Below are 18,898 nucleotides of genomic sequence, written 5' to 3'. Positions count from 1 at the left end.
CGCAAAGCGTTGTCAAAACCCCACGGTCGGGGGATACCCCTTTCGTCTGACTTGATTTCCGCTCCGTCTACTTCTAACGGCGGATTCTTAGCCGCCTTGAATCAAGGCACGGCGGACGCACAATTTGCTCGCGCCGCGAGCATGACGCGGCGCACAAGTGCAGTCTCGTGCGCTGACGTGACACTGGTTACGTGCTGTTACGTCCGATGCCGCAGGCCCCTGGAAGCCTCGACGATATAATCGCCGCCACGCTGACTGACACCCCCGGTGCCCACCTGTAATGGCTACTGCCCAAACCACCCCAGCCTCGCCCAAGCCGCCTAAAGCCCGCCGCCCGCTGTGGGCGCGACTGCTTCTCTGGATGCTCGGCCTGTTCGTTGCCATGGGGGTCGTCGGAGCGCTGCTGCTGGGCTATGCCCTGCTCGTCGCCGCGCCCAACCTCCCGTCGCTCGACGCCATCACCGATTACCGCCCGAAGATCCCGCTGCGCGTGTACACCGCCGACAACGTCCTCATCGGCGAATTTGGTGAAGAGCGCCGCAGCTTCGTGCCGATCACGCAGATGCCCGACGTGATGAAGCGCGCGGTACTGGCCATCGAGGATGACCGTTTCTACGAGCACGGCGGCGTCGACTTCATCGGCGTGCTGCGCGCGGGCCTGGCGAACCTGCACGGCGGCCTGTCGCAAGGCGCGTCGACCATCACGATGCAGGTGGCGCGCAACTTCTTCCTGTCGAGCGAAAAGACGTACACGCGCAAGATCTACGAGATGCTGCTCTCGTACAAGATCGAGGCGAGCCTGACAAAGGATCAGATCCTTGAGCTGTACATGAACCAGATCTACCTGGGTCAGCGTGCGTACGGCTTTGCCAGCGCCGAGCAGATCTACTTCGGCAAGAACATCAAGGACATCACCCTGGCCGAAGCGGCCATGCTGGCCGGCCTGCCCAAGGCGCCGTCAGCGTACAACCCGGTGGTGAACCCGAAGCGCGCCAAGGTGCGCCAGGAGTACATCCTGCAGCGCATGCGCGACCTGCACTACATCACGCCGGAACAATACGATCAGGCGATCCACGAGCAATTGCCGGTGCGCGGCGAGGGTCATGAGTTCGACGTGCACGCCGAATACGTGGCCGAAATGGTGCGTCAGCTCATGTACGCGCAGTACCGCGAAGAAACCTACACGCGCGGCCTGAATGTCTACACCACGCTGCGCAAGGCCGACCAGGACGTCGCGTATCAGTCCGTGCGCCGCGGCATTCTCGACTACGAGCGCCGTCACGGCTATCGCGGCCCCGAAGCGTTCATCGATCTCCCCTCCGACGCAGAAGATCGCGAACAGGCCATCGACGACGCCTTGCTTGAACATCCGAACAGCGACGATCTGCAATCGGCCGTAGTGGTGAGCGTGACGCCCAAGCTGGTGCGCGCGACGATGCTGACCGGTGAGACGATCGACCTGGCGGGCGATGGCCTGCGCTTTGCACAGGCTGCCCTGTCGAACAATGCACAGCCGAAGATCAAGCTGCGCCCGGGCGCGGTGATCCGCGTGATTCAGGATACGAAAACGCAGAAGTGGTCGATCACGCAGTTGCCGGAAGTGGCATCCGGCTTCATCTCGCTGGACCCGCAGACGGGCGCGATCTACTCGATGGTCGGCGGCTTCGATTTCAACCGCAGCAAGTTCAACCACGTCACGCAGGCGTGGCGCCAGCCGGGTTCGAGCTTCAAGCCGTTCATCTATTCGGCGGCGGTGGACAAGGGTTTCTCGCCGTCTACGGTCATCAACGACGCGCCGCTCTCCATCCCGACCGGCGACACCGGCGGCCAGGTGTGGGAGCCGAAGAACTACGGCGGCGGCTATGACGGCCCGATGACGATGCGCCGCGCGCTGCAGAAGTCGAAGAACCTGGTGTCGGTGCGCATCCTGCGCGCGATTGGTACGCAGTACGCGCAGCAGTACATCACGCGCTTCGGGTTCGACGCCGATCGGCACCCGGCTTATTTGCCGATGGCGCTGGGCGCGGGTTCGGTGACAATGCTCCAGATGGCAAGCGGCTACTCGGTGTTCGCCAACGGCGGCTACCGCGTGAACCCGTACATCATCGATCGCGTGGTGGATGCGCGCGGCACCGTCGTGCAGCAGAGTCATCCGATGACCGCCGGCAAGGACGCCGTGCGCGTGATCGATCCGCGCAACGACTTCATCATGGATTCGCTGTTGCGCAGCGTGGTGTCGGGCGGCACGGGCTACCAGGCCAAGGTCAAGCTGGGCCGCAACGACATGGCCGGCAAGACCGGCACCACCAACGACTCGTTCGACGCCTGGTTCTGCGGCTATACACCCAAGGTGGTCGGCGTGGCCTGGATGGGCTACGACAACCCGCGCAGCCTGGGGGATCGCGAAACCGGTGGCGGCCTGGCCCTGCCGATCTGGATCAACTATATGAGCTACGCGCTCAAGGGTGAGCCCCAGACCGAGCGCCAGCCGCCTGAAGGCGTCGTGCAGATGGCCGGCGACTGGGCCTACGAGGAATACGCCAACGGTCAGGGCGTCGCTTCGGTGGGCCTGGGCGATGCCATGCCGGGAGCATCCTCACCGGCCGGCGACCAACCGCAGCAGCCTGGCGTCAACCTGGCGCCGACGCAGGAACAGGAGAAGCAGAAGATTCTCGACATGTTCCGAGGCAACTGAACTTCGCGCCAACGAAAAAGCCGCCCTTCGGGGCGGCTTTTCTTTTGGTCCGACGAGAACGTTGCGCTCAGTCGGCGGCCAATGTCACATCCACATCGCTTTGCTGGCTGACATAGCGTGACAGCGCGACGTACAGCTCTTCCTTGCTGCGCGTGTCAACCCAGCGGCCGTCGTCACTGCGGCGGAAGTGGAAACCGCCGGCACGCGCTGCCACCCACAGTTCCTGCATCGGCGCCTGGCTGTTAATGATGATCTTGGAGCCATCGTCGAATTCAAGCGTGAGCACGTTACCGGTACGGGTGACCTCGATGTCGGCATCGGCCTCCTCGGCGGCCGTTTCGACGATGCTTTCGATGCGGGTGAGTTCCGCTTCAGCCAGCGCTAGGAACTCCGATTCGCTCAGGGGGGGCATGCTACACTCCAAAATCTTGCGCGGACGTTGCGTGGCGGCCATTTGCGGCCCTTCCTGACCAGCAGGCGCCTCGTCCCATATGACTCCGATCGCCGCAAGGGTTACACCCCTGGGGCATCCTTTCTGCACCATCATCCGATGATACGAACCGCCGCCATTGTAGCCACTGTCGGCCTGACCCTGACGGTCGCAGGCCTATCCGGCTGCGGGATTCGCGGGCCGCTGTACATGCCCAAGGTGCCGCCAGCGCCAACCGCGCCGCAAACCACGGACCCCGGCATCGCCGGGCCGAACGCCGTGCCGCAGCCGCCGGTGCCGGGCGCCAAACCCGCAGCCGCCGATGCCGCCAGCGCGGTACCCGCGAACCGCTGATCCAGCCCCTTTCTACTCAACCGGCGCCGCCCCTATCTGGTGCGACGCCCAGAATGTTTCCACTCATGTCCGAGTCCCTGATTCGCCAGGAAGGCGCGCTGATGATCGAAGGCGTCGCGCTGGACGCGATTGCCGCGCAGTTCGGCACGCCCACCTACGTGTACTCGCGCGCCGCGCTCACCGCCAACTATCGCGCCTACGCCGCCGCCTGCGAAGGCCGCAACGCGCATGTGCAGTACGCCATGAAAGCCAACTCGAACCTGGCCGTGCTGCAGGTGTTCGCACAGCTTGGCGCAGGCTTTGACATCGTGTCCGCAGGCGAACTCAAGCGCGTGCTGGCCGCCGGTGCGCCGGCTGCGAAGGTGGTGTTCTCGGGCGTGGGCAAGAGCGCGGACGAAATGCGCTTCGCGCTGGAAGTCGGCGTGGCGTGCTTCAACGTGGAGTCGATTCCCGAACTGCACCGCCTGAACGACGTGGCCGCCTCGATGGGCAAGGTCGCGCCCGTGTCGCTGCGCATCAACCCGGACGTCGACGCCAAGACGCACCCGTACATCTCGACGGGCCTGAAAGGCAACAAGTTCGGCGTGGCGTTTGACGAAGTCCTGCCGACTTACCGCGCGGCCGCTGCAATGCCGAACCTGCGTATGGTCGGCATCGACTGCCATATCGGCTCGCAAATCACCGAGGTGTCGCCGTATCTGGATGCGCTGGACAAGGTGCTCGACGTGGTGACGCAGCTGGACGCCGAGGGCATCCGCTTGTCCCATATCGATGTGGGCGGTGGCCTGGGCATCACTTACACCGACGAGACGCCGCCGGACATCACCGCCTTCGCGCGCACGCTGCTCGACCGCGTCGAGCAACGCGGTTTTGGCGATCGCACCGTGCTGTTCGAGCCGGGCCGCTCGCTGGTCGGCAACGCGGGCCTGCTGCTCACGCGCGTCGAATACCTCAAGCCTGGCGCGAGCAAAAATTTCTGCATCGTCGATGCGGCGATGAATGACCTCGCCCGCCCGGCGATGTACGAGGCGTATCACCACATCGTGCCGGCGCGCGAAGGCCAGAGCGCACCCGTCGTCTACGACGTGGTGGGTCCGGTATGCGAATCCGGCGACTGGCTCGGCCGCGACCGTTCGCTGGCGGTGCAGCCGGGCGATGTGCTCGCGATCCTGTCGGCCGGCGCGTACGGCTTCACGATGAGTTCGAACTACAACACGCGCAATCGCGCGGCCGAAGTCATCGTCGATGGCGACAATGTGCACCTGGCACGCGAGCGGGAGTGCTTTGAAGACCTGATCCGCGGCGAGCATCTGTTTCCGGCGTAAGCCTGCACCGCAAGAAAAAAGCCGACGCACAGACGTCGGCTTTTTTATGGGCGAGATCCGGATCAATCCCGTGCAGGCATCGCCGCTCCAGCCATCGCACTGCGCGGCGAGCGCCACGCCCACCACACCCGCAACCCTAGCAGCACCGCCATCACTGCCGCGTAGATCGACACCTCGGCAAAGTCGTGCTTACCTGCCTTGTGCCACCAGTAGTGAAGGATACCCAGCACGCCGGTCACGTAGACAAGCCGGTGCAGCCACTGCCAACGCTTGCCGCCGAGCCTGCGCACCATCGCGTTGGTCGACGTGGCGGCCAGCGGAATCATCAGCACGAACGCCGCAAAACCAACAGTGATGAAAGGCCGCTTGACGATGTCCTTGAGCATCGACGCAGGGTCGAGTCCGCGATCAACCAGCAACCAAATCAGGAAGTGAATCGAGCCGTAGAAGAACGTGTACAGCCCAAGCATGCGGCGAAGCCGAATCAGCCAGTTCATGCCCGTGATCCGGCGCAGCGGCGTGATGGCCAGCGTGCAGCACAGCAGCACCAGCGTCCACGTACCGGTCGAGCGCGTGACGAACTCCAGGGGATTCGGCCCGAACTGATCGGTCGCGCCCAGGAAGACGATGCGCAGAAAGGGCACAAGCGCAACGACCCACACGATCGCCTTCACCACACGCAACTGCTTTGGCGGCAACATCGGCGGCAGCAGTGTCATGTCGGCCTCAGAAGTTCTTGCGCAGGTCCATGCCCGCGTAGAGCGGCGCGACCTGCTCGTAGCCGTTGAACATCAGCGTCTTGCGCTTGGGCGCGAACAGGCCGCCAAAGCCGCCTTTGTCCTCGCCGATGCGGCGTTCAGTGGCTTGGCTCCAGCGCGGATGATCCACGGTCGGGTTCACGTTGGAATAGAAGCCATATTCGTTGGCCGCAGCAAGGTTCCAGCTCGTTGGCGGCTGCTTGTCGACAAAGCGGATCTTGACGATGGACTTCGCACTCTTGAAGCCGTACTTCCACGGCACGATCACGCGCACGGGCGCACCGTTCTGGTTCGGCAGCACCTGGCCGTAGAGCCCGAAGGTGAGCAGCGCCAAGGGATGCATCGCCTCGTCCAGGCGCAGGCCTTCGCTATACGGCCACTCCAGCACGGGGCTGCTGATCCCGGGCATCTGCCGCTTGTCGGCCAGCGAGATGAACTGGATGTACTTGGCGCTGCCCTGGGGCTCCACCCGCTTGATCAACTCGGCCAGCGGAAAGCCCACCCAGGGAATCACCATCGACCAGCCCTCGACGCAACGCAGGCGGTAGACGCGCTCTTCCATCGGCGCGAGCTTCATCAGGTCGTCCAGGTCGTAGGTTTTCGGCGTCTTCACCAAACCTTCCACGCTGACTTGCCATGGGTGCGGGCGCAGCGTGCTGGCATAGCGCGCCGGGTCGGCCTTGTCGGTCCCGAACTCGTAGAAGTTGTTGTACGTGGTGACCTGGTCGTATGGGGTGGCTTTCTCCACGGTCGTGTACGCCGGATTCGGCTTGCCGGCCAACTTGGTCAGCGGCGGGTTGGCGGCGAAGGCCTCTCGCGACGCCCACGGCGCCAGCGTTGCGCCGGCGGCGCCCATGGCGGCAGCGGCCAAAAAACGGCGGCGCTGCTCGAAGATGTGCTGCGGTGTGATCTCGCCGGCGGGAATGTCGTCGCCACGCAGCCAGCGGTCTGTCTTGATCAACATGATTCGTGGTCCTCGTCGTGCGGGAACGGTGTCCCATGTGCGTTGGTCGTGCCCGCGCCGCCAACCTGACAAAGCGCGGGAAAAAAAATGGCGCTATTCCTGGCGGGGCGCTGGTCCGGTGAATTCGCTGTACTGCCGATAGACCACCTGGGCCACTTCCAGCAACTGCGCACGCACCAGCGGGCCGGCCACCGCAAACCCCAGACCGTGGTCCGCCCAATAAAACGCCATCGGTGGCGGGTGATCCACAGCAGGATGAATCGCCTGCAGCACGCGGTTGTCGGGGGCGAGCGTCTCCAGCCGGAACCCCGTATCGCGATTGTTCGGCATGCGCCCCAACTGTACGGAGATACGCGTACCGCCTGGCCCCTCATACATCAGCATGGCCGTAGGCGCATCAGCCACCACCGTCTGGCGCCCGCCGATGAGCCGGTAGCCGAGCGACGTCAGGTCGGGAACACGCAACTGCGCATCCAGGCGCCGCGACAACCATGTGACGAGATGCGCCTCTTCATCGGCCGGCACCTCCACCATGTGTTTCGACTCGGGAGAAAAGACGACGTGCGATACGAGCGCATCGTTGGCGAAACGCTGCATGGGCATGGTGTGCTCGACGGCACCTCGGCCAAGCCAACCGGCGCCCGAGCCAATGGCCAGGCACGCAACACCCAGCGCCACGACACTCCAGCCACGCACCGCGCCAAAGCCGCTGGCCGTGGGGCGACGTGCTGCCGCGAGGATCTCCGCCGGAATGCGGCGCTGCGGCACCGGTTCGTTGAGCAGCGGATCGAGCGCGTGGTGCAATTGCGCGTCCGTCTTGCGCCAGCCCGCGACCTCGGCCGCTGCGACCGGGTGCGCGGCAAGATAGGCCTCCACGGCAGCGCGTCGCGACGCGGGCAAGCGGCCGTCGGCATAGGCGTGGAGTTCGTCGATATGAATGGAATTGGAGGACATGGCGAGCCTCACTTCACGCGGTGCAGCGCTGCGCTGCTCCCGTCGCCAGATGCCGCCGATGCACGCGCCGCCTCGGGCGAACCGTCGAGCGCCACACGCATCCGCTCACGCGCCCGCGACAGCCGCGACATCACCGTGCCCACCGGCACGCCCAGCACGTCGGCGGCTTCCTTATAGGCGAACTGTTCCAGGCCGACGAGCAGCAATACCGCCCGCTGGTCTTCGGGCAGCGTCGCCAGCGCACGCAGCAGATCACGGCGTAAGCCGGGGTCTTCGTCGACGGGGATATCGGGGAGCGAGTCGCTCAGCTCGATCCGATCGGGCCGGCGCACGGCGTTCAGATGCAACCGATGCATGATGGTGAGCAGCCAGGCAAACAACCCGTCGCCCTCGCCCTGCGCGCCAATCTGCCCGATCGGCCCGAGCCTGGGCCGCAACTGGAACCGCCAGCGGTAACGCCAGGCGCGTTCCAGCGTGTCCTGGACAAGATCGTCGGCACGGCTGGCGTCCCGCATCAGGCCGCGCGCGTGTCGGCGCAGGCGTGGCGTAAGCGCGATCAGCCGGCTGGCCAGGTCGGACATATGGGCGCGAGCGAAGGCGGCGTGCTTACGGCTTGGCGATGTGCCACGCGTTCATGAAGCCGTCTCCGGTCTGGTCGCCCGGCATTTTGTCCTTGGTCCAGAGGTAAAGCGGCTTGCCGCGATAGGCCCACTGCTTCTTGCCATCGTCGCGCGTGATGATGGTGTAGTCGCCAGACGGCTTGTCGGCGTCATTGGCTGCCAGCGGCGGCCAGTTCTCAGCGCACTTGCCGTTGCAGGCGCTCTTGCCGGCCGTGGCGTCACGGTCAAACGTGTAAAGCGCCATGCCGTGCTGATCCGTAAGCGTGCCGTTGGTCACCTTGACGGCCGACGGCGTAGACGACGCGCCCATGCCCATGCCCATGCCCATGCCCATGCCGCCGCAGCCTGCCAAACCCAATGCGGCAAGCAGCGCGGCGCCGGCCAACGCGGCGCGCGGATTGAACAACTTCTGGGAAGCTGCAGACTGGCTCATCTTGTTCTCCTTGGATGGAGGGGCGCGCCGATCGCGCCCTCACTGAGCAGTAAACACGCTAGGCGCGTCTTTATTCCAGTCTGCGGAAAGTTTTTTGTGACTTACGACTTACAGTTCACCGTAGCTGTGCAGCCCCGAGAGGAACATGTTCACGCCCAGGAAGGCGAACGTCGTGACCAACAGGCCAATCAGCGCCCACCATGCCGCCATGCGACCACGCAAGCCCTTCATCAGGCGCATGTGCAGCCACGCAGCGTAGTTCAGCCAGACGATCAGCGCCCAGGTTTCCTTCGGGTCCCAGCTCCAATAGCCGCCCCAGGCGTCAGCCGCCCACAGCGCACCGAGAATCGTGGCGATGGTGAAGAACGCAAAGCCCACGGTAATGGCCTTGTACATCACGTCATCCAGCACTTCGAGCGACGGGAGGCGATCGGCCAGCACGCCGCGCTCCTTCAGCAGATAAGCCGCGCCCACCATAGCCGATAGCGCGAACGTGCCGTAACCGATGAAATTGGCCGGTACGTGGATCTTCATCCACCAGCTTTGCAGTGCCGGCACCAGCGGCTGGATCTCCTGCGCGCTGCGCGACACCGTGTACCACAGCAGAAAGCCGACCGCCGCCGACACCACCAGCATCACGAACGGCCCCAGCGCGCGCGTCTTGTAACGCTGCTCGTAGTACAGATAGAACAGCGACGTGATCAGCGTAAAGAGGATGAACACCTCGTACAGATTCGAGATGGGGATGTGGCCAATGTCTGCGCCCACCAGGTACGACTCATACCACCGCACCAGCATGCCGGTCAGGCCGAGCACCACGGCTGCCCAGCACAGCTTGCTGCCGATCGACCCACCCGCTTCCCAGCGCAGCAGAAAACCCGTCCAGAAAAACAGCGTGGACAGGAAGATCAGCGCACTCATCCACAGGATGGCCGACTGGCTGGCAAGGAAATACTTGAGGAAGAAGGCGTGCTCGGCGCGGGCGAGATCCGGGCCATTGGCGCCGGCGTATTGCGAGATACCGAACAACGACAACACGGCGATGCCAATCATCAGCACGCGCACCGGCTTCCACGTCCAGCCCAGCCATGCGAAGGCGGGCACGGCGGCGACGAGAATGCCCCGCTCGTAGCCATCCATGTAAGCGCCATAGCGGGAAAAGGCATAACCAGCGCCGGCCGCTAGCATTGCAGCAAATAGCCAGTCAAACCAGCCTAGGCGGCGGAAATACGATGGGCGTTGCAGCGCGCCCAGATCGGCGCTCGCCATGGTCGTTTGGGGATTGCTCGCTTCCATCACCGGCTCACTTCGTTGGTTTGGGGTCGACGCTCGCTGCACCGGCGGCATCGGGGGCGCCTGGGGCTCCTGCCGCGGCGCGGATATCGTGCTTGAGCCGCTCGAACTCGCGGTCAAAGTCGAGCGTACGGCGCATGGTCGACATGGCGGTCAGCACATGTGCGCCGGAGGCGCTTTCGTTGGCCTGACCGGATTGCGGTCGGATCCACAGCCACCAGCGGCGCTCTCGCACGTAGAACATCGAGAAAACGCCCAGCACTAGCAGCAACGACCCAAGATACACGATGTTTTTGCCCGGTGCACGTGTGAGCTGGAAGACGCTGGCTTGCACCTGCTGGAAGTCGGTCAACTGCAAATACACGGGTGCGCCGTAGAAGACATTGTCCGACAGCGCGTTGATGGCGCTCTGCAACCACTGGCTGCTGGCGGCATCCACAGTGGGTGCCGGTTGGCCGTCCTGCGCGCGGGCCAGTTGCCACAACTCCCACATGGAGCTGTTGATGATCTTCATCAGTACATCGGCGGCCTTCTCGCGCTCGCCTTCGGGCACCGATTTCTGCAGGAATGTAGCGACTGCGGCAAAACCGCCCTCTGCACCGGCGGCCCCATCCTTCACATCGGCAGCGCCAGCAAAGAGGTCGAGCGCGCGACGCGCACTTTCCATCAGCTGATTGCGCAGTTCCGCACGCTGCTCGCCAGGCATGGAGAGCAGCGCGAACCGGCGCGCCGCTTCGCCCCGCATCGCCGGATTTTGCAGCGCAGCGCGCAGGCGCATCCAGTCACGGACGGTGCCTTGTGCATCGGCAGGAATGCGCAGATAGCGGAACGGCTCGTCGGGCTGAGAGCGCATGCCGGCCAGGAATACCGATTGCCCGTCCAGCGTGACCGGCAGCATGTAATTGCTGAATTCGTGCGCTTGGCCGTTGGCGTCGCGCAGCTTGTACTGCACGGAAGGGCCGACGTTGCGCAGATCGCGGTCGCGCGTCATCTTGGTGACGTTGCCAAGCTCCGCGCGCAGACCATTTTCCGCCCCGCCCTTCTTGCCCACGCCGCGTGCGTCCTGCTTGCCCGAGGCGTCCGTCACGGTTTCGACATTCATCAGGCGGAAGTCGGAGAACTCGACCGTGTAGTCGCCCCCCTTGCCGGTGAGCTTCGAGCTCTCGCCCACGACGCCCGACATATCGAACGTCTTGGCGTTGTCGCCGTGCATCGGGAAGCCGGTCAGCTTGAGTTTCGAGCCGCCATCTTCGAAGCTCGACTGGTAGATCGCCACGCCGTCATACACGAAAGGCTTGTTCACCTCCACGCGCGCAGCGGTCTGCTTGCCGGTACGGCGGTCGGTCACGACGATGTCGCTGGCGAACAGCTTTGGCATGCCGGTCGAATAATGCTCAACAGTGAACTTCTTGAGCGTGATCATGAACGGCAAGTCTTGGATCAGCGCGCCGTCAGCGATGTTCAGGATCGCCGTGCTGACGCTCGAACCTTCCGGCACGAACGCGTTACCGCGGAAGCCCGGGTTCGACGCCGAGAGCCGATGCTCCGACCCGATGTCGCTGATGACCGCATTGCCTTTGATGGGCGACTTGCCGCCAAACCACATCTGCGCGCGGATCATCATGTCGCCGTCCAGCAACCCGCCGATACAGATCACGACGATGGCCGTGTGCGCCAGGATGTAGCCGATCTTGTTGCCCGCCCCCGCCTTTGCGGTAATCAGCGTCGCACCACCCTCGCGCGCGAATGCCTTGATGCGGAAACCACGGTTCTGCGCGAGCGCCGCCAGGCGTGCGGTCACGGTTGCGGTATCGGCGGGGGAATCAAATTCGTCGCGGTGATGGAACGCGCGCAGGCTGCCTTCGCGCACGTTCTCGCGCCAGGAGCGCATGTCGGCCAGCATCTTGGGGGCATTGCGCACGATGCACAGCGAGGTCGACACCACCAGGAACGCCAGGATCAGCAGAAACCACCAAGCGCTATAGACCGTGGGCAGCGTCAGCGAGCGGAACACATCGGCCCAGAAAGGCCCGAACTGGTTGACGTAGTTCGGGTACGGATCGTTCTGCTTGAGCACCGTGCCGATCACGCTGGCAATGGCGATCACCGTCAGCAGGCTGATGGCAAAGCGCATCGACGACAGCAGCTCGACCGTTTCGCGCAGCGCGCGGCGGCGGGAGCGAATCTGGACGCCGGAAGTGGAGACCGAAGACATGCGGGAAGACAACCTGTTCAGAAATGAAAACAGGGTGGCGATGCCAGGCGCATTGCCACCCTGTTCTTCTTGTTGATTGTGCGACCGTCACATGACGGCCAGGTGCGGCAGATTAGCGCAGGCCCGCAATGTAGTCGGCCACCGCCTTGATCTGCTGGGCCGTCATGCGACCCGCCAGATCGCGCATCTGTACGCTGTTCTTGCGGGTGCCGCTTTGGAACGCAACTAGTTGAGCTTCTGTGTATTCAGAGAATTGACCTGCGATACGCGGATACTGCGCCGGAATGCCGGCACCCGTCGGGCCGTGACAGCCTGCGCACGCTGCGATACCGCGCTTGGCGTCGCCGCCGCGATACAGCTTCTGGCCCAGCTCGATCGTGTCCTTGCTCTTGGCCGAACCAGGCTTCCAGGCCGCTTGCTTGCCCAGGTAGGCGCCAATATCCTTCATGTCCTGATCCGACAGCGCGCCGGCGTACAGCGACATGACCGGCTGGTTACGGTCGGTCTTGGCCTTGAAATCCTTGAGCTGCTTTTCGATGTATTCGGCGTGCTGGCCAGCCAGCTTCGGGTTGACGTTCATGGCGCTGTTGCCGCCGGCGCCGTGACAGCTGGCACACGCGGGCACGCCATTGGCGGGCACACCGTTGTTGAAGATCGTCTCGCCGCGCGCGGCGTCGCCCTTGGCGACTTTTTGCTCTTCGGCATGGGCTATGGAGAAGACCGATGCCAGGGACAGCGCTGCGACAGCAAAAACGTTCGCGATGCGGTTCATTCGCACACCTTGTTTAGATTGTTTTCGAATGCTGCGTGCGCCGCCCAATGCGGGACCCTGCGGCGCGGGGCGCCCCCTTCTCCTCGTGCCAGACCAGCGCATGAAAACGGACCGGCCCGGGCCTCGGGGCGGTCCTGCGACGGATCTGGTGGGGACGTCCGTAAACCGGCGTATTGTACAATAACACCTCTGCAATGCGACCTCGCGGCGCAGCAACCACGCAGTTCTGAACTGCAGTTTACAGGTACTGCCGCGCATGTCGCTCCTGCATCAAGCCCGTTTCTTCATCACCGTCAATCATCTGCGTGATTTACCGGCGACCGCCGTGCCGGAAGTTGCGTTTGCGGGCCGCTCCAACGCAGGCAAATCCACCGCGATCAACATCCTGTGCAATCAGAAGCGGCTGGCGTTTTCCAGTAAGACGCCCGGCCGCACGCAGCACATCAACTATTTCTCGGTGATGCCCGCCAAGGCGGAAGACCCACTCGGCTTCCTGGTCGACCTGCCCGGTTACGGCTATGCCGAAGCACCCGGCGAAACCAAATCGCACTGGGTTCACCTTTTGGGCGACTACGTCAAGGCACGCCAACAGCTCGCCGGCCTCGTCATCATGATGGACGCGCGCCGGCCGTTTACAGACCTCGATTGCCAGATGGTCGAGTGGTTCCTGCCGACAGGCAAGCCGATCCATGTGCTGCTCACGAAAGCGGACAAGCTGACCAACAACGACGCCTCGCGCGCGCTCATGGCGGCACGCAAGGTGCTGGCCGATTACCGCGCGCAGATCGACGGCGATGTGTCGCTCACGGTGCAGTTGTTCTCCAGCCTGAAGCGCCGCGGCATCGAAGAGGCGCAGCGAATTGTCGCAGGCTGGCTGTGCCTGCCGGAGGCGCTGGAACCGGAGCCGCACGCCGAGCAGGCAAAAAAAACCCCGTCGCCAAACACGCAACGGGGGTAACGACCCCATCGAGCCATCGATGGGAACCCGCGTCAGGGAGGAGCCGCGGGGGACGCTGCATCAGCGTCGCTGGCGCATTGTCCGTGCATAGGATGGATAATCGCGACAAAGGTTTCGAAACTTCACAGTGTGTTCTTAGGGTCTGCTGAAATGATCGCGAGCTTCCCCGACCATCGTCCGCGCCGCATGCGCCGCGACGATTTCTCCCGCCGCATGATGCGCGAATCGCGCCTCACTCCCGACGACCTGATCTACCCCGTCTTCATCCTCGAAGGCACCAATGTGCGACAGGCCGTGCCGTCGATGCCAGGTGTCGAGCGCGTGTCGATCGATGTATTGCTGAGCGTGGCCGAGCAGTGCGTGCAGCTTGGCGTTCCGGTGCTGGCGCTCTTCCCCGTTATCGAGCCCTCGCTCAAAACGCCGGATGGTATCGAGGCCACCAATGCCGATGGCTTGATCCCGCGCGCGGTAAAGGCGCTCAAGGCGCGCTTCCCTGAATTGGGCATCCTGACCGATGTGGCGCTCGATCCGTACACGAGCCATGGCCAGGACGGTGTGCTCGACGCCAACGGCTACGTGCTTAACGAAGAGACGGTGGATATCCTGATGCGCCAGGCCCTGGTGCAAGCCGAGGCGGGCGTGGACATCGTCGCGCCGTCGGACATGATGGACGGCCGCATCGGAGCGATTCGCCTGGCGCTGGAGAATGACGACCACATCCACACGCGCATCATGGCCTACGCGGCGAAGTACGCTTCGGCGTTCTACGGCCCGTTCCGTGATGCGGTGGGCTCGGCGGCCAATCTGGGCAAGAGCAACAAGATGACTTACCAGATGGACCCGGCCAACTCGGACGAAGCACTGCGCGAAGTGGCGCTCGACATCGCCGAAGGGGCCGACATGGTGATGGTCAAGCCCGGCATGCCATATCTCGACATCGTGCGCCGCGTGAAAGATGAGTTCCGCTTCCCGACCTACGTCTATCAGGTCAGCGGTGAATACGCGATGCTGAAAGCCGCCGCGCAGAACGGCTGGCTGGATCACGACAAGGTCGTGCTGGAATCGCTGCTGGCATTCAAGCGTGCCGGCGCGAACGGCATCCTGACGTATTTCGCGCTGGACGCCGCACGCCTGCTGCGCGCGTAATCAGGCCGTCGGCTTGACTGCCTGCGTCGCGCCGATCGCGCGGCGCAGGCTTTCCAGGAAGGTGTCGGCGCGCTCAAAGCCAACCACACGCGCCTTCAGCTCGCGACCCTGCGCATCGAAGAAGATCGTGCCGGGCGGACCGAATAGTCCAAAGCGCTTGAGCAGCGCTTGGTCATCAGCGTTGTTAGCCGTCACGTCAGCTTGCAGCAGCACCACATCGGCAAGCGCCTTGCGCACCCGCGCATCGGTAAAGGTCAGGCGCTCCATCTCTTTGCAGCTTACGCACCAGTCGGCGTAGAAATCGAGCATCACCGCACGACCCGATGCGCTCGCGTTGCGCACTTCGGCATCGAGTTCGGCGATGCTCTTCACGCGCTTGAATGTCACGCCGTGTGCTTCGGCTTGCGCGGACGTGCCCGCCGATGCGCGAATCAATCCGCTCAGCGGTTGCAGCGGATCGCGGCCCCCAGCGGCGACGCCAACCAGTTGCGCCGCACCCGCCAGCGCGAGCAGCACACCCGCGACCTTGCCCAAGCGCTGCACGTTGCCCGCGCCATCCGGCAGCGAATCGAATGTCCGCAGAAACACGGCCGCACCGATCAGCAACCCACCCCACGCGACCATCACCGCCCAGGCCGGCAACACCGGCTGCACGATCCACAGCGCCACAGCCAGCAGGATGAATCCGAACACCGCCTTGGTGACGATCAACCAGTGACCAGCGCGCGGTAGCAAGTTGCCCGCCCCCACACCTACGAGTACGAGCGGCACGCCCATGCCGACCGACATCGCAAACAACGCCATACCGCCGACCGCGGCGTTGCCGGTCTGCGCGATATAGGCCAGCGCGCCCGCCAATGCCGGCGTCACACACGGGGACACAATCAACGCCGACAGCGCACCCATCACGACGGCTCCCACAATCTCGCCGCCGCCATGCTTGCTGGAGGCTTTTGTCAGGTGATCGCGCCAAGCTGCCGGCAATTGCAGTTCATACAGCCCGAACATCGACAGCGACAGCGCCACCATCAAGACAGCAAACGCGCCCAGCACCCACACGTTTTGCAGCGCAGCTTGCAGGCCCTGCCCCGCCAAGCCGGCTGCCACACCCACGGCGGTATAGACGACTGCCATACCGAGCACGTAAGCGACCGACACGATGGCTGCGCGCGAACGCGTCGCGTGCTCGCCAACCACGATCGCCGACAGGATCGGCAGCATCGGCAGCACGCACGGCGTAAAGGTCAGCAGCAGCCCGAGTCCAAAAAACAACGCCGCAATCGCTCCCAGATTGCCGCTGCCGAGCGTGCTGGCGATGCGGCCGAGGGCGTCACCGGAGCTGGCGTCGCCACCGCCTGCGGAAGACGCGCCCGGCAACGAGGCGGCGGGCTCCACCAGGAAACGGCTCTTCATCGGCGGGTAGCACAGGCCCTGATCCGCACATCCTTGCGACGTGACGATCAACGTGAAAGGCGCTGTGGCGTTCTGCGCTTTCACTCGGAATGCAACGTCATGCCGATAGGTCTCTACGTCCTTGTTGAACGTCTCGTCAAACTTGACCTTGCCTGCCGGCATGTCAGGGGGTGTCAGCGTGACGGTCGCCGGGTCCGCCGCCACCGCGAAGCGTTCGCGGTACATGTAGTAGCCGTCGGCAATGGCGAACTTGACTTCGACAGTCTGGCCGTCGACCTGCGTGGCGGAGAAGCGGAATGCCTGCTCGGGTGGCAGGAAATCGTCAGCAGCATGCACGCGCATGGGCAGCGTCGCCACTGCGACGAACAGCATCACCAACTGCACTACACGTCGCACGGACACGAACGAAGAGAAGGTCATATCAACGGCAATCAAACATCAATTGGAAGGCAGGCACGTTTCGTCGGCCACCCACGCAAGATACGCCGGCAAGCCCGCAGCCACCGGCACAGCGATGATCTCAGGGACCTCGTACGGATGCGCCTTGCGTAGCGCGACTTCCAGCGCGGGGTAGGCTGCACGCGTTGTCTTGATCAGCAGCGGGATCTCGGCGGCGTGCTCGATCGCACCATTCCACCAGTACGCCGACGCGCAAACCGGCAAACGATTCACGCACGCTGCGGCTCTGGATTCCAGCACGGCCTTGGTTATGCGATCCGCACTGTCAGCGTCGGGCAGGTTTGTCAGCACCAGCAGCACTTCGGTTCCGTCAGACATAGATACTCCACGGTTGCGCGCCAACTGCTAGAGCACCGAAAGCGGACAACAAAAAAGCCAGGATACGAATCCTGGCTTCATTGTAATGCGCCCGACAGCACGCATTCTCTAGCTTGCCCGGCGCGACGCCATGTCGCACCGGCAAACCTAGGCTGACCTTACTCGGCAGCGCCGTCGACTTCCACAGCCTCGGCAACTTCCGGACGATCGAGCAGCTCGACCAGAGCCATCGGCGCATTGTCGCCCTGACGGAAGCCGAACTTCAGGATACGGGTGTAGCCGCCCGGACGGGTCGCGAAACGCGGGCCCAGTTCGTTGAACAGCTTGGTGACCATGTCGCGATCGCGCAGGCGGGCGAATGCCAGACGGCGGTTGGCTACGGTGTCCTTCTTGGCCAGCGTAATCAGCGGCTCAACAACCTTGCGCAGTTCCTTGGCCTTCGGCAGCGTGGTCTTGATCAGCTCGTGCTGCAGCAGCGAGTTGGACATGTTGCGCAGCATCGCGAGACGGTGCGACGAGGTGCGGTTCAGTTTCCGCAAACCATGACGGTGACGCATGATGATTCCTTCTTAAGAGTGTTTGACCAGCTCTTCTATCGCCGCCGCTCGTACAACGCTGCGTGGCGCGGGCCGGTAGCTTTAACAATAAGCCACCCAAACAGCGATGGCAGGAACACCGGCCGATGCTTGCGCACCGGCCGACAATTGCAACTTACTTCTCGAGACCTGCCGGCGGCCAGTTCTCGAGCTTCATGCCGAGCGTCAGGCCACGCGATGCGAGGACTTCCTTGATCTCGTTGAGCGACTTGCGACCCAGGTTCGGGGTCTTGAGCAGTTCGTTCTCGGTACGCTGAATCAGGTCGCCGATGTAATAGATGTTTTCGGCCTTCAGGCAGTTGGCCGAACGCACCGTCAGCTCCAGATCGTCGACCGGACGCAGCAGGATCGGATCGATCTGCGGCGCGCGGGCGGCGGCGGCCTCGGCGGCGCTCTCGGTACCTTCCAGCGCGGCGAACACCGACAGTTGATCAACCAGGATGCGAGCCGACTGGCGGATCGCTTCTTCCGGCGAGATCACGCCATTGGTCTCGATGTTCATCACCAGCTTGTCGAGATCGGTACGCTGCTCAACACGTGCAGACTCAACCGCATACGACACACGGCGCACCGGTGCGAACGAGGCGTCCAGCACGATGCGGCCGATAACCTTGCTCGACTCATCGCCGAACTTGCGCACGTTGCCCGGCACATAGCCGCGGCCTTGCTCGACCTTCAACTGCAGATCAAGCTTGCCGCCAGCCGACAGGTTGGCGATCACGTGACCAGGATTGATGATCTCGACATCATGCGGCAGCTCGATATCAGCGGCCGTCACCACACCTTCGCCTTCCTTGCGCAGCGACACCGTGACTTCATCACGGTTGTGCAGCTTGAACACCACGCCCTTCAGATTGAGCAGCAGGTTGACGACGTCTTCCTGCACGCCATCGATGGTGGAATATTCGTGGACGACCCCTGCGATCGTGACTTCTGTCGGGGCATAGCCGACCATCGACGACAGCAGCACGCGGCGCAGCGCGTTACCGAGCGTGTGGCCGTAGCCTCGCTCGAACGGTTCCATGACGACCTTCGCGTGATGATCGCCAAGCGGCTCAACCGCAATAATTTTGGGCTTCAGGAGTGCTGTTTGCATTAGGTTGTCCTATTTCAATACCCTCGGCTCGTTACACCGATAAGGCTGACGGATTGGACTGGAAAGGTTCCATCGCAGAACGTTGCGACGGAAGACGCA

Annotated in this window: 18 protein-coding genes; 5 read left to right on the top strand and 13 right to left on the bottom strand. The window is 63.6% G+C overall.

The window, feature by feature from the left end; all coding sequences use genetic code 11:
• Positions 1–280 precede the first annotated feature (280 nt).
• Positions 281–2,695, top strand: a complete 2,415-nt coding sequence (locus tag M1D44_RS00370) for a penicillin-binding protein 1A (protein WP_024977863.1) — start codon at positions 281–283, stop codon at positions 2,693–2,695.
• Positions 2,696–2,762: 67 nt separating this feature from the next.
• On the opposite strand, the gene cyaY is transcribed toward M1D44_RS00370, so the two are convergent.
• Positions 2,763–3,107, bottom strand: coding sequence for an iron donor protein CyaY (cyaY, locus tag M1D44_RS00365; RefSeq protein WP_024977864.1), 345 nt, complete (start codon positions 3,105–3,107; stop codon positions 2,763–2,765).
• A 138-nt stretch (positions 3,108–3,245) separates the two neighbouring features.
• Here cyaY and lptM point away from each other — a divergent pair, with 138 nt between their 5' ends.
• Positions 3,246–3,479 (top strand): LPS translocon maturation chaperone LptM, encoded by a 234-nt coding sequence (gene lptM / locus M1D44_RS00360; RefSeq protein ID WP_004634541.1) that lies wholly within the window; start codon positions 3,246–3,248, stop codon positions 3,477–3,479.
• 65 nt (positions 3,480–3,544) lie between these two features.
• Entirely contained in the window at positions 3,545–4,804 is a 1,260-nt protein-coding gene (lysA, locus tag M1D44_RS00355; protein ID WP_316854340.1) for a diaminopimelate decarboxylase, read from the top strand.
• Between the two features lie 62 nt (positions 4,805–4,866).
• Here the strand turns inward: lysA and msrQ are convergent, their stop codons facing one another.
• The 8 genes from msrQ to M1D44_RS00315 all read right to left on the bottom strand — a co-directional run bounded on the left by msrQ (position 4,867) and on the right by M1D44_RS00315 (position 12,813).
• The gene (gene msrQ, locus M1D44_RS00350) at positions 4,867–5,523 is read right to left on the bottom strand and encodes a protein-methionine-sulfoxide reductase heme-binding subunit MsrQ (protein ID WP_316854341.1); all 657 of its coding nucleotides are present in this window, start codon (positions 5,521–5,523) and stop codon (positions 4,867–4,869) included.
• Between the two features lie 7 nt (positions 5,524–5,530).
• Positions 5,531–6,526: a protein-methionine-sulfoxide reductase catalytic subunit MsrP gene (msrP, locus tag M1D44_RS00345; protein ID WP_316854342.1), complete on the bottom strand. Its 996-nt coding sequence runs from the start codon at positions 6,524–6,526 to the stop codon at positions 5,531–5,533.
• A gap of 93 nt (positions 6,527–6,619) precedes the next feature.
• The gene (locus M1D44_RS00340; RefSeq protein ID WP_316854343.1) at positions 6,620–7,480 is read right to left on the bottom strand and encodes an anti-sigma factor family protein; all 861 of its coding nucleotides are present in this window, start codon (positions 7,478–7,480) and stop codon (positions 6,620–6,622) included.
• 8 nt (positions 7,481–7,488) lie between these two features.
• On the bottom strand, positions 7,489–8,061 hold the full coding sequence (locus tag M1D44_RS00335; RefSeq protein WP_316854344.1) for an RNA polymerase sigma factor: 573 nt from the start codon (positions 8,059–8,061) through the stop codon (positions 7,489–7,491).
• A 25-nt stretch (positions 8,062–8,086) separates the two neighbouring features.
• Positions 8,087–8,533, bottom strand: coding sequence for a COG4315 family predicted lipoprotein (locus M1D44_RS00330; RefSeq protein ID WP_439004734.1), 447 nt, complete (start codon positions 8,531–8,533; stop codon positions 8,087–8,089).
• Positions 8,534–8,641: 108 nt separating this feature from the next.
• Complete coding sequence (gene ccsB, locus M1D44_RS00325) at positions 8,642–9,829, bottom strand: c-type cytochrome biogenesis protein CcsB (protein WP_024977871.1); 1,188 nt, start codon at positions 9,827–9,829, stop codon at positions 8,642–8,644.
• Between the two features lie 7 nt (positions 9,830–9,836).
• Positions 9,837–12,041, bottom strand: coding sequence for a cytochrome c biogenesis protein ResB (locus tag M1D44_RS00320; protein WP_316854346.1), 2,205 nt, complete (start codon positions 12,039–12,041; stop codon positions 9,837–9,839).
• Between the two features lie 112 nt (positions 12,042–12,153).
• Entirely contained in the window at positions 12,154–12,813 is a 660-nt protein-coding gene (locus M1D44_RS00315) for a c-type cytochrome (RefSeq protein WP_024977873.1), read from the bottom strand.
• Positions 12,814–13,069: 256 nt separating this feature from the next.
• On the opposite strand from M1D44_RS00315, the gene yihA reads away from it, so the two are divergent.
• Positions 13,070–13,771 (top strand): ribosome biogenesis GTP-binding protein YihA/YsxC, encoded by a 702-nt coding sequence (yihA, locus tag M1D44_RS00310; RefSeq protein WP_024977874.1) that lies wholly within the window; start codon positions 13,070–13,072, stop codon positions 13,769–13,771.
• A gap of 150 nt (positions 13,772–13,921) precedes the next feature.
• Positions 13,922–14,917 (top strand): porphobilinogen synthase, encoded by a 996-nt coding sequence (hemB, locus tag M1D44_RS00305; protein ID WP_024977875.1) that lies wholly within the window; start codon positions 13,922–13,924, stop codon positions 14,915–14,917.
• On the opposite strand, the gene dsbD is transcribed toward hemB, so the two are convergent.
• The 4 genes from dsbD to M1D44_RS00285 all read right to left on the bottom strand — a co-directional run bounded on the left by dsbD (position 14,918) and on the right by M1D44_RS00285 (position 18,799).
• The gene (gene dsbD, locus M1D44_RS00300) at positions 14,918–16,750 is read right to left on the bottom strand and encodes a protein-disulfide reductase DsbD (RefSeq protein WP_316854347.1); all 1,833 of its coding nucleotides are present in this window, start codon (positions 16,748–16,750) and stop codon (positions 14,918–14,920) included. It abuts the gene before it with no gap.
• An 18-nt stretch (positions 16,751–16,768) separates the two neighbouring features.
• On the bottom strand, positions 16,769–17,107 hold the full coding sequence (gene cutA, locus M1D44_RS00295) for a divalent-cation tolerance protein CutA (RefSeq protein WP_024977877.1): 339 nt from the start codon (positions 17,105–17,107) through the stop codon (positions 16,769–16,771).
• A gap of 158 nt (positions 17,108–17,265) precedes the next feature.
• Positions 17,266–17,664: a 50S ribosomal protein L17 gene (rplQ, locus tag M1D44_RS00290; RefSeq protein WP_024977878.1), complete on the bottom strand. Its 399-nt coding sequence runs from the start codon at positions 17,662–17,664 to the stop codon at positions 17,266–17,268.
• 154 nt (positions 17,665–17,818) lie between these two features.
• Complete coding sequence (locus M1D44_RS00285; RefSeq protein ID WP_004634508.1) at positions 17,819–18,799, bottom strand: DNA-directed RNA polymerase subunit alpha; 981 nt, start codon at positions 18,797–18,799, stop codon at positions 17,819–17,821.
• Positions 18,800–18,898 lie beyond the last annotated feature (99 nt).

Source organism: Ralstonia sp. SA306, assembly GCF_054792405.1.
Note: the sequence above shows the minus strand (reverse complement) of the source record. Positions and strands in the feature narration are given on the sequence as shown.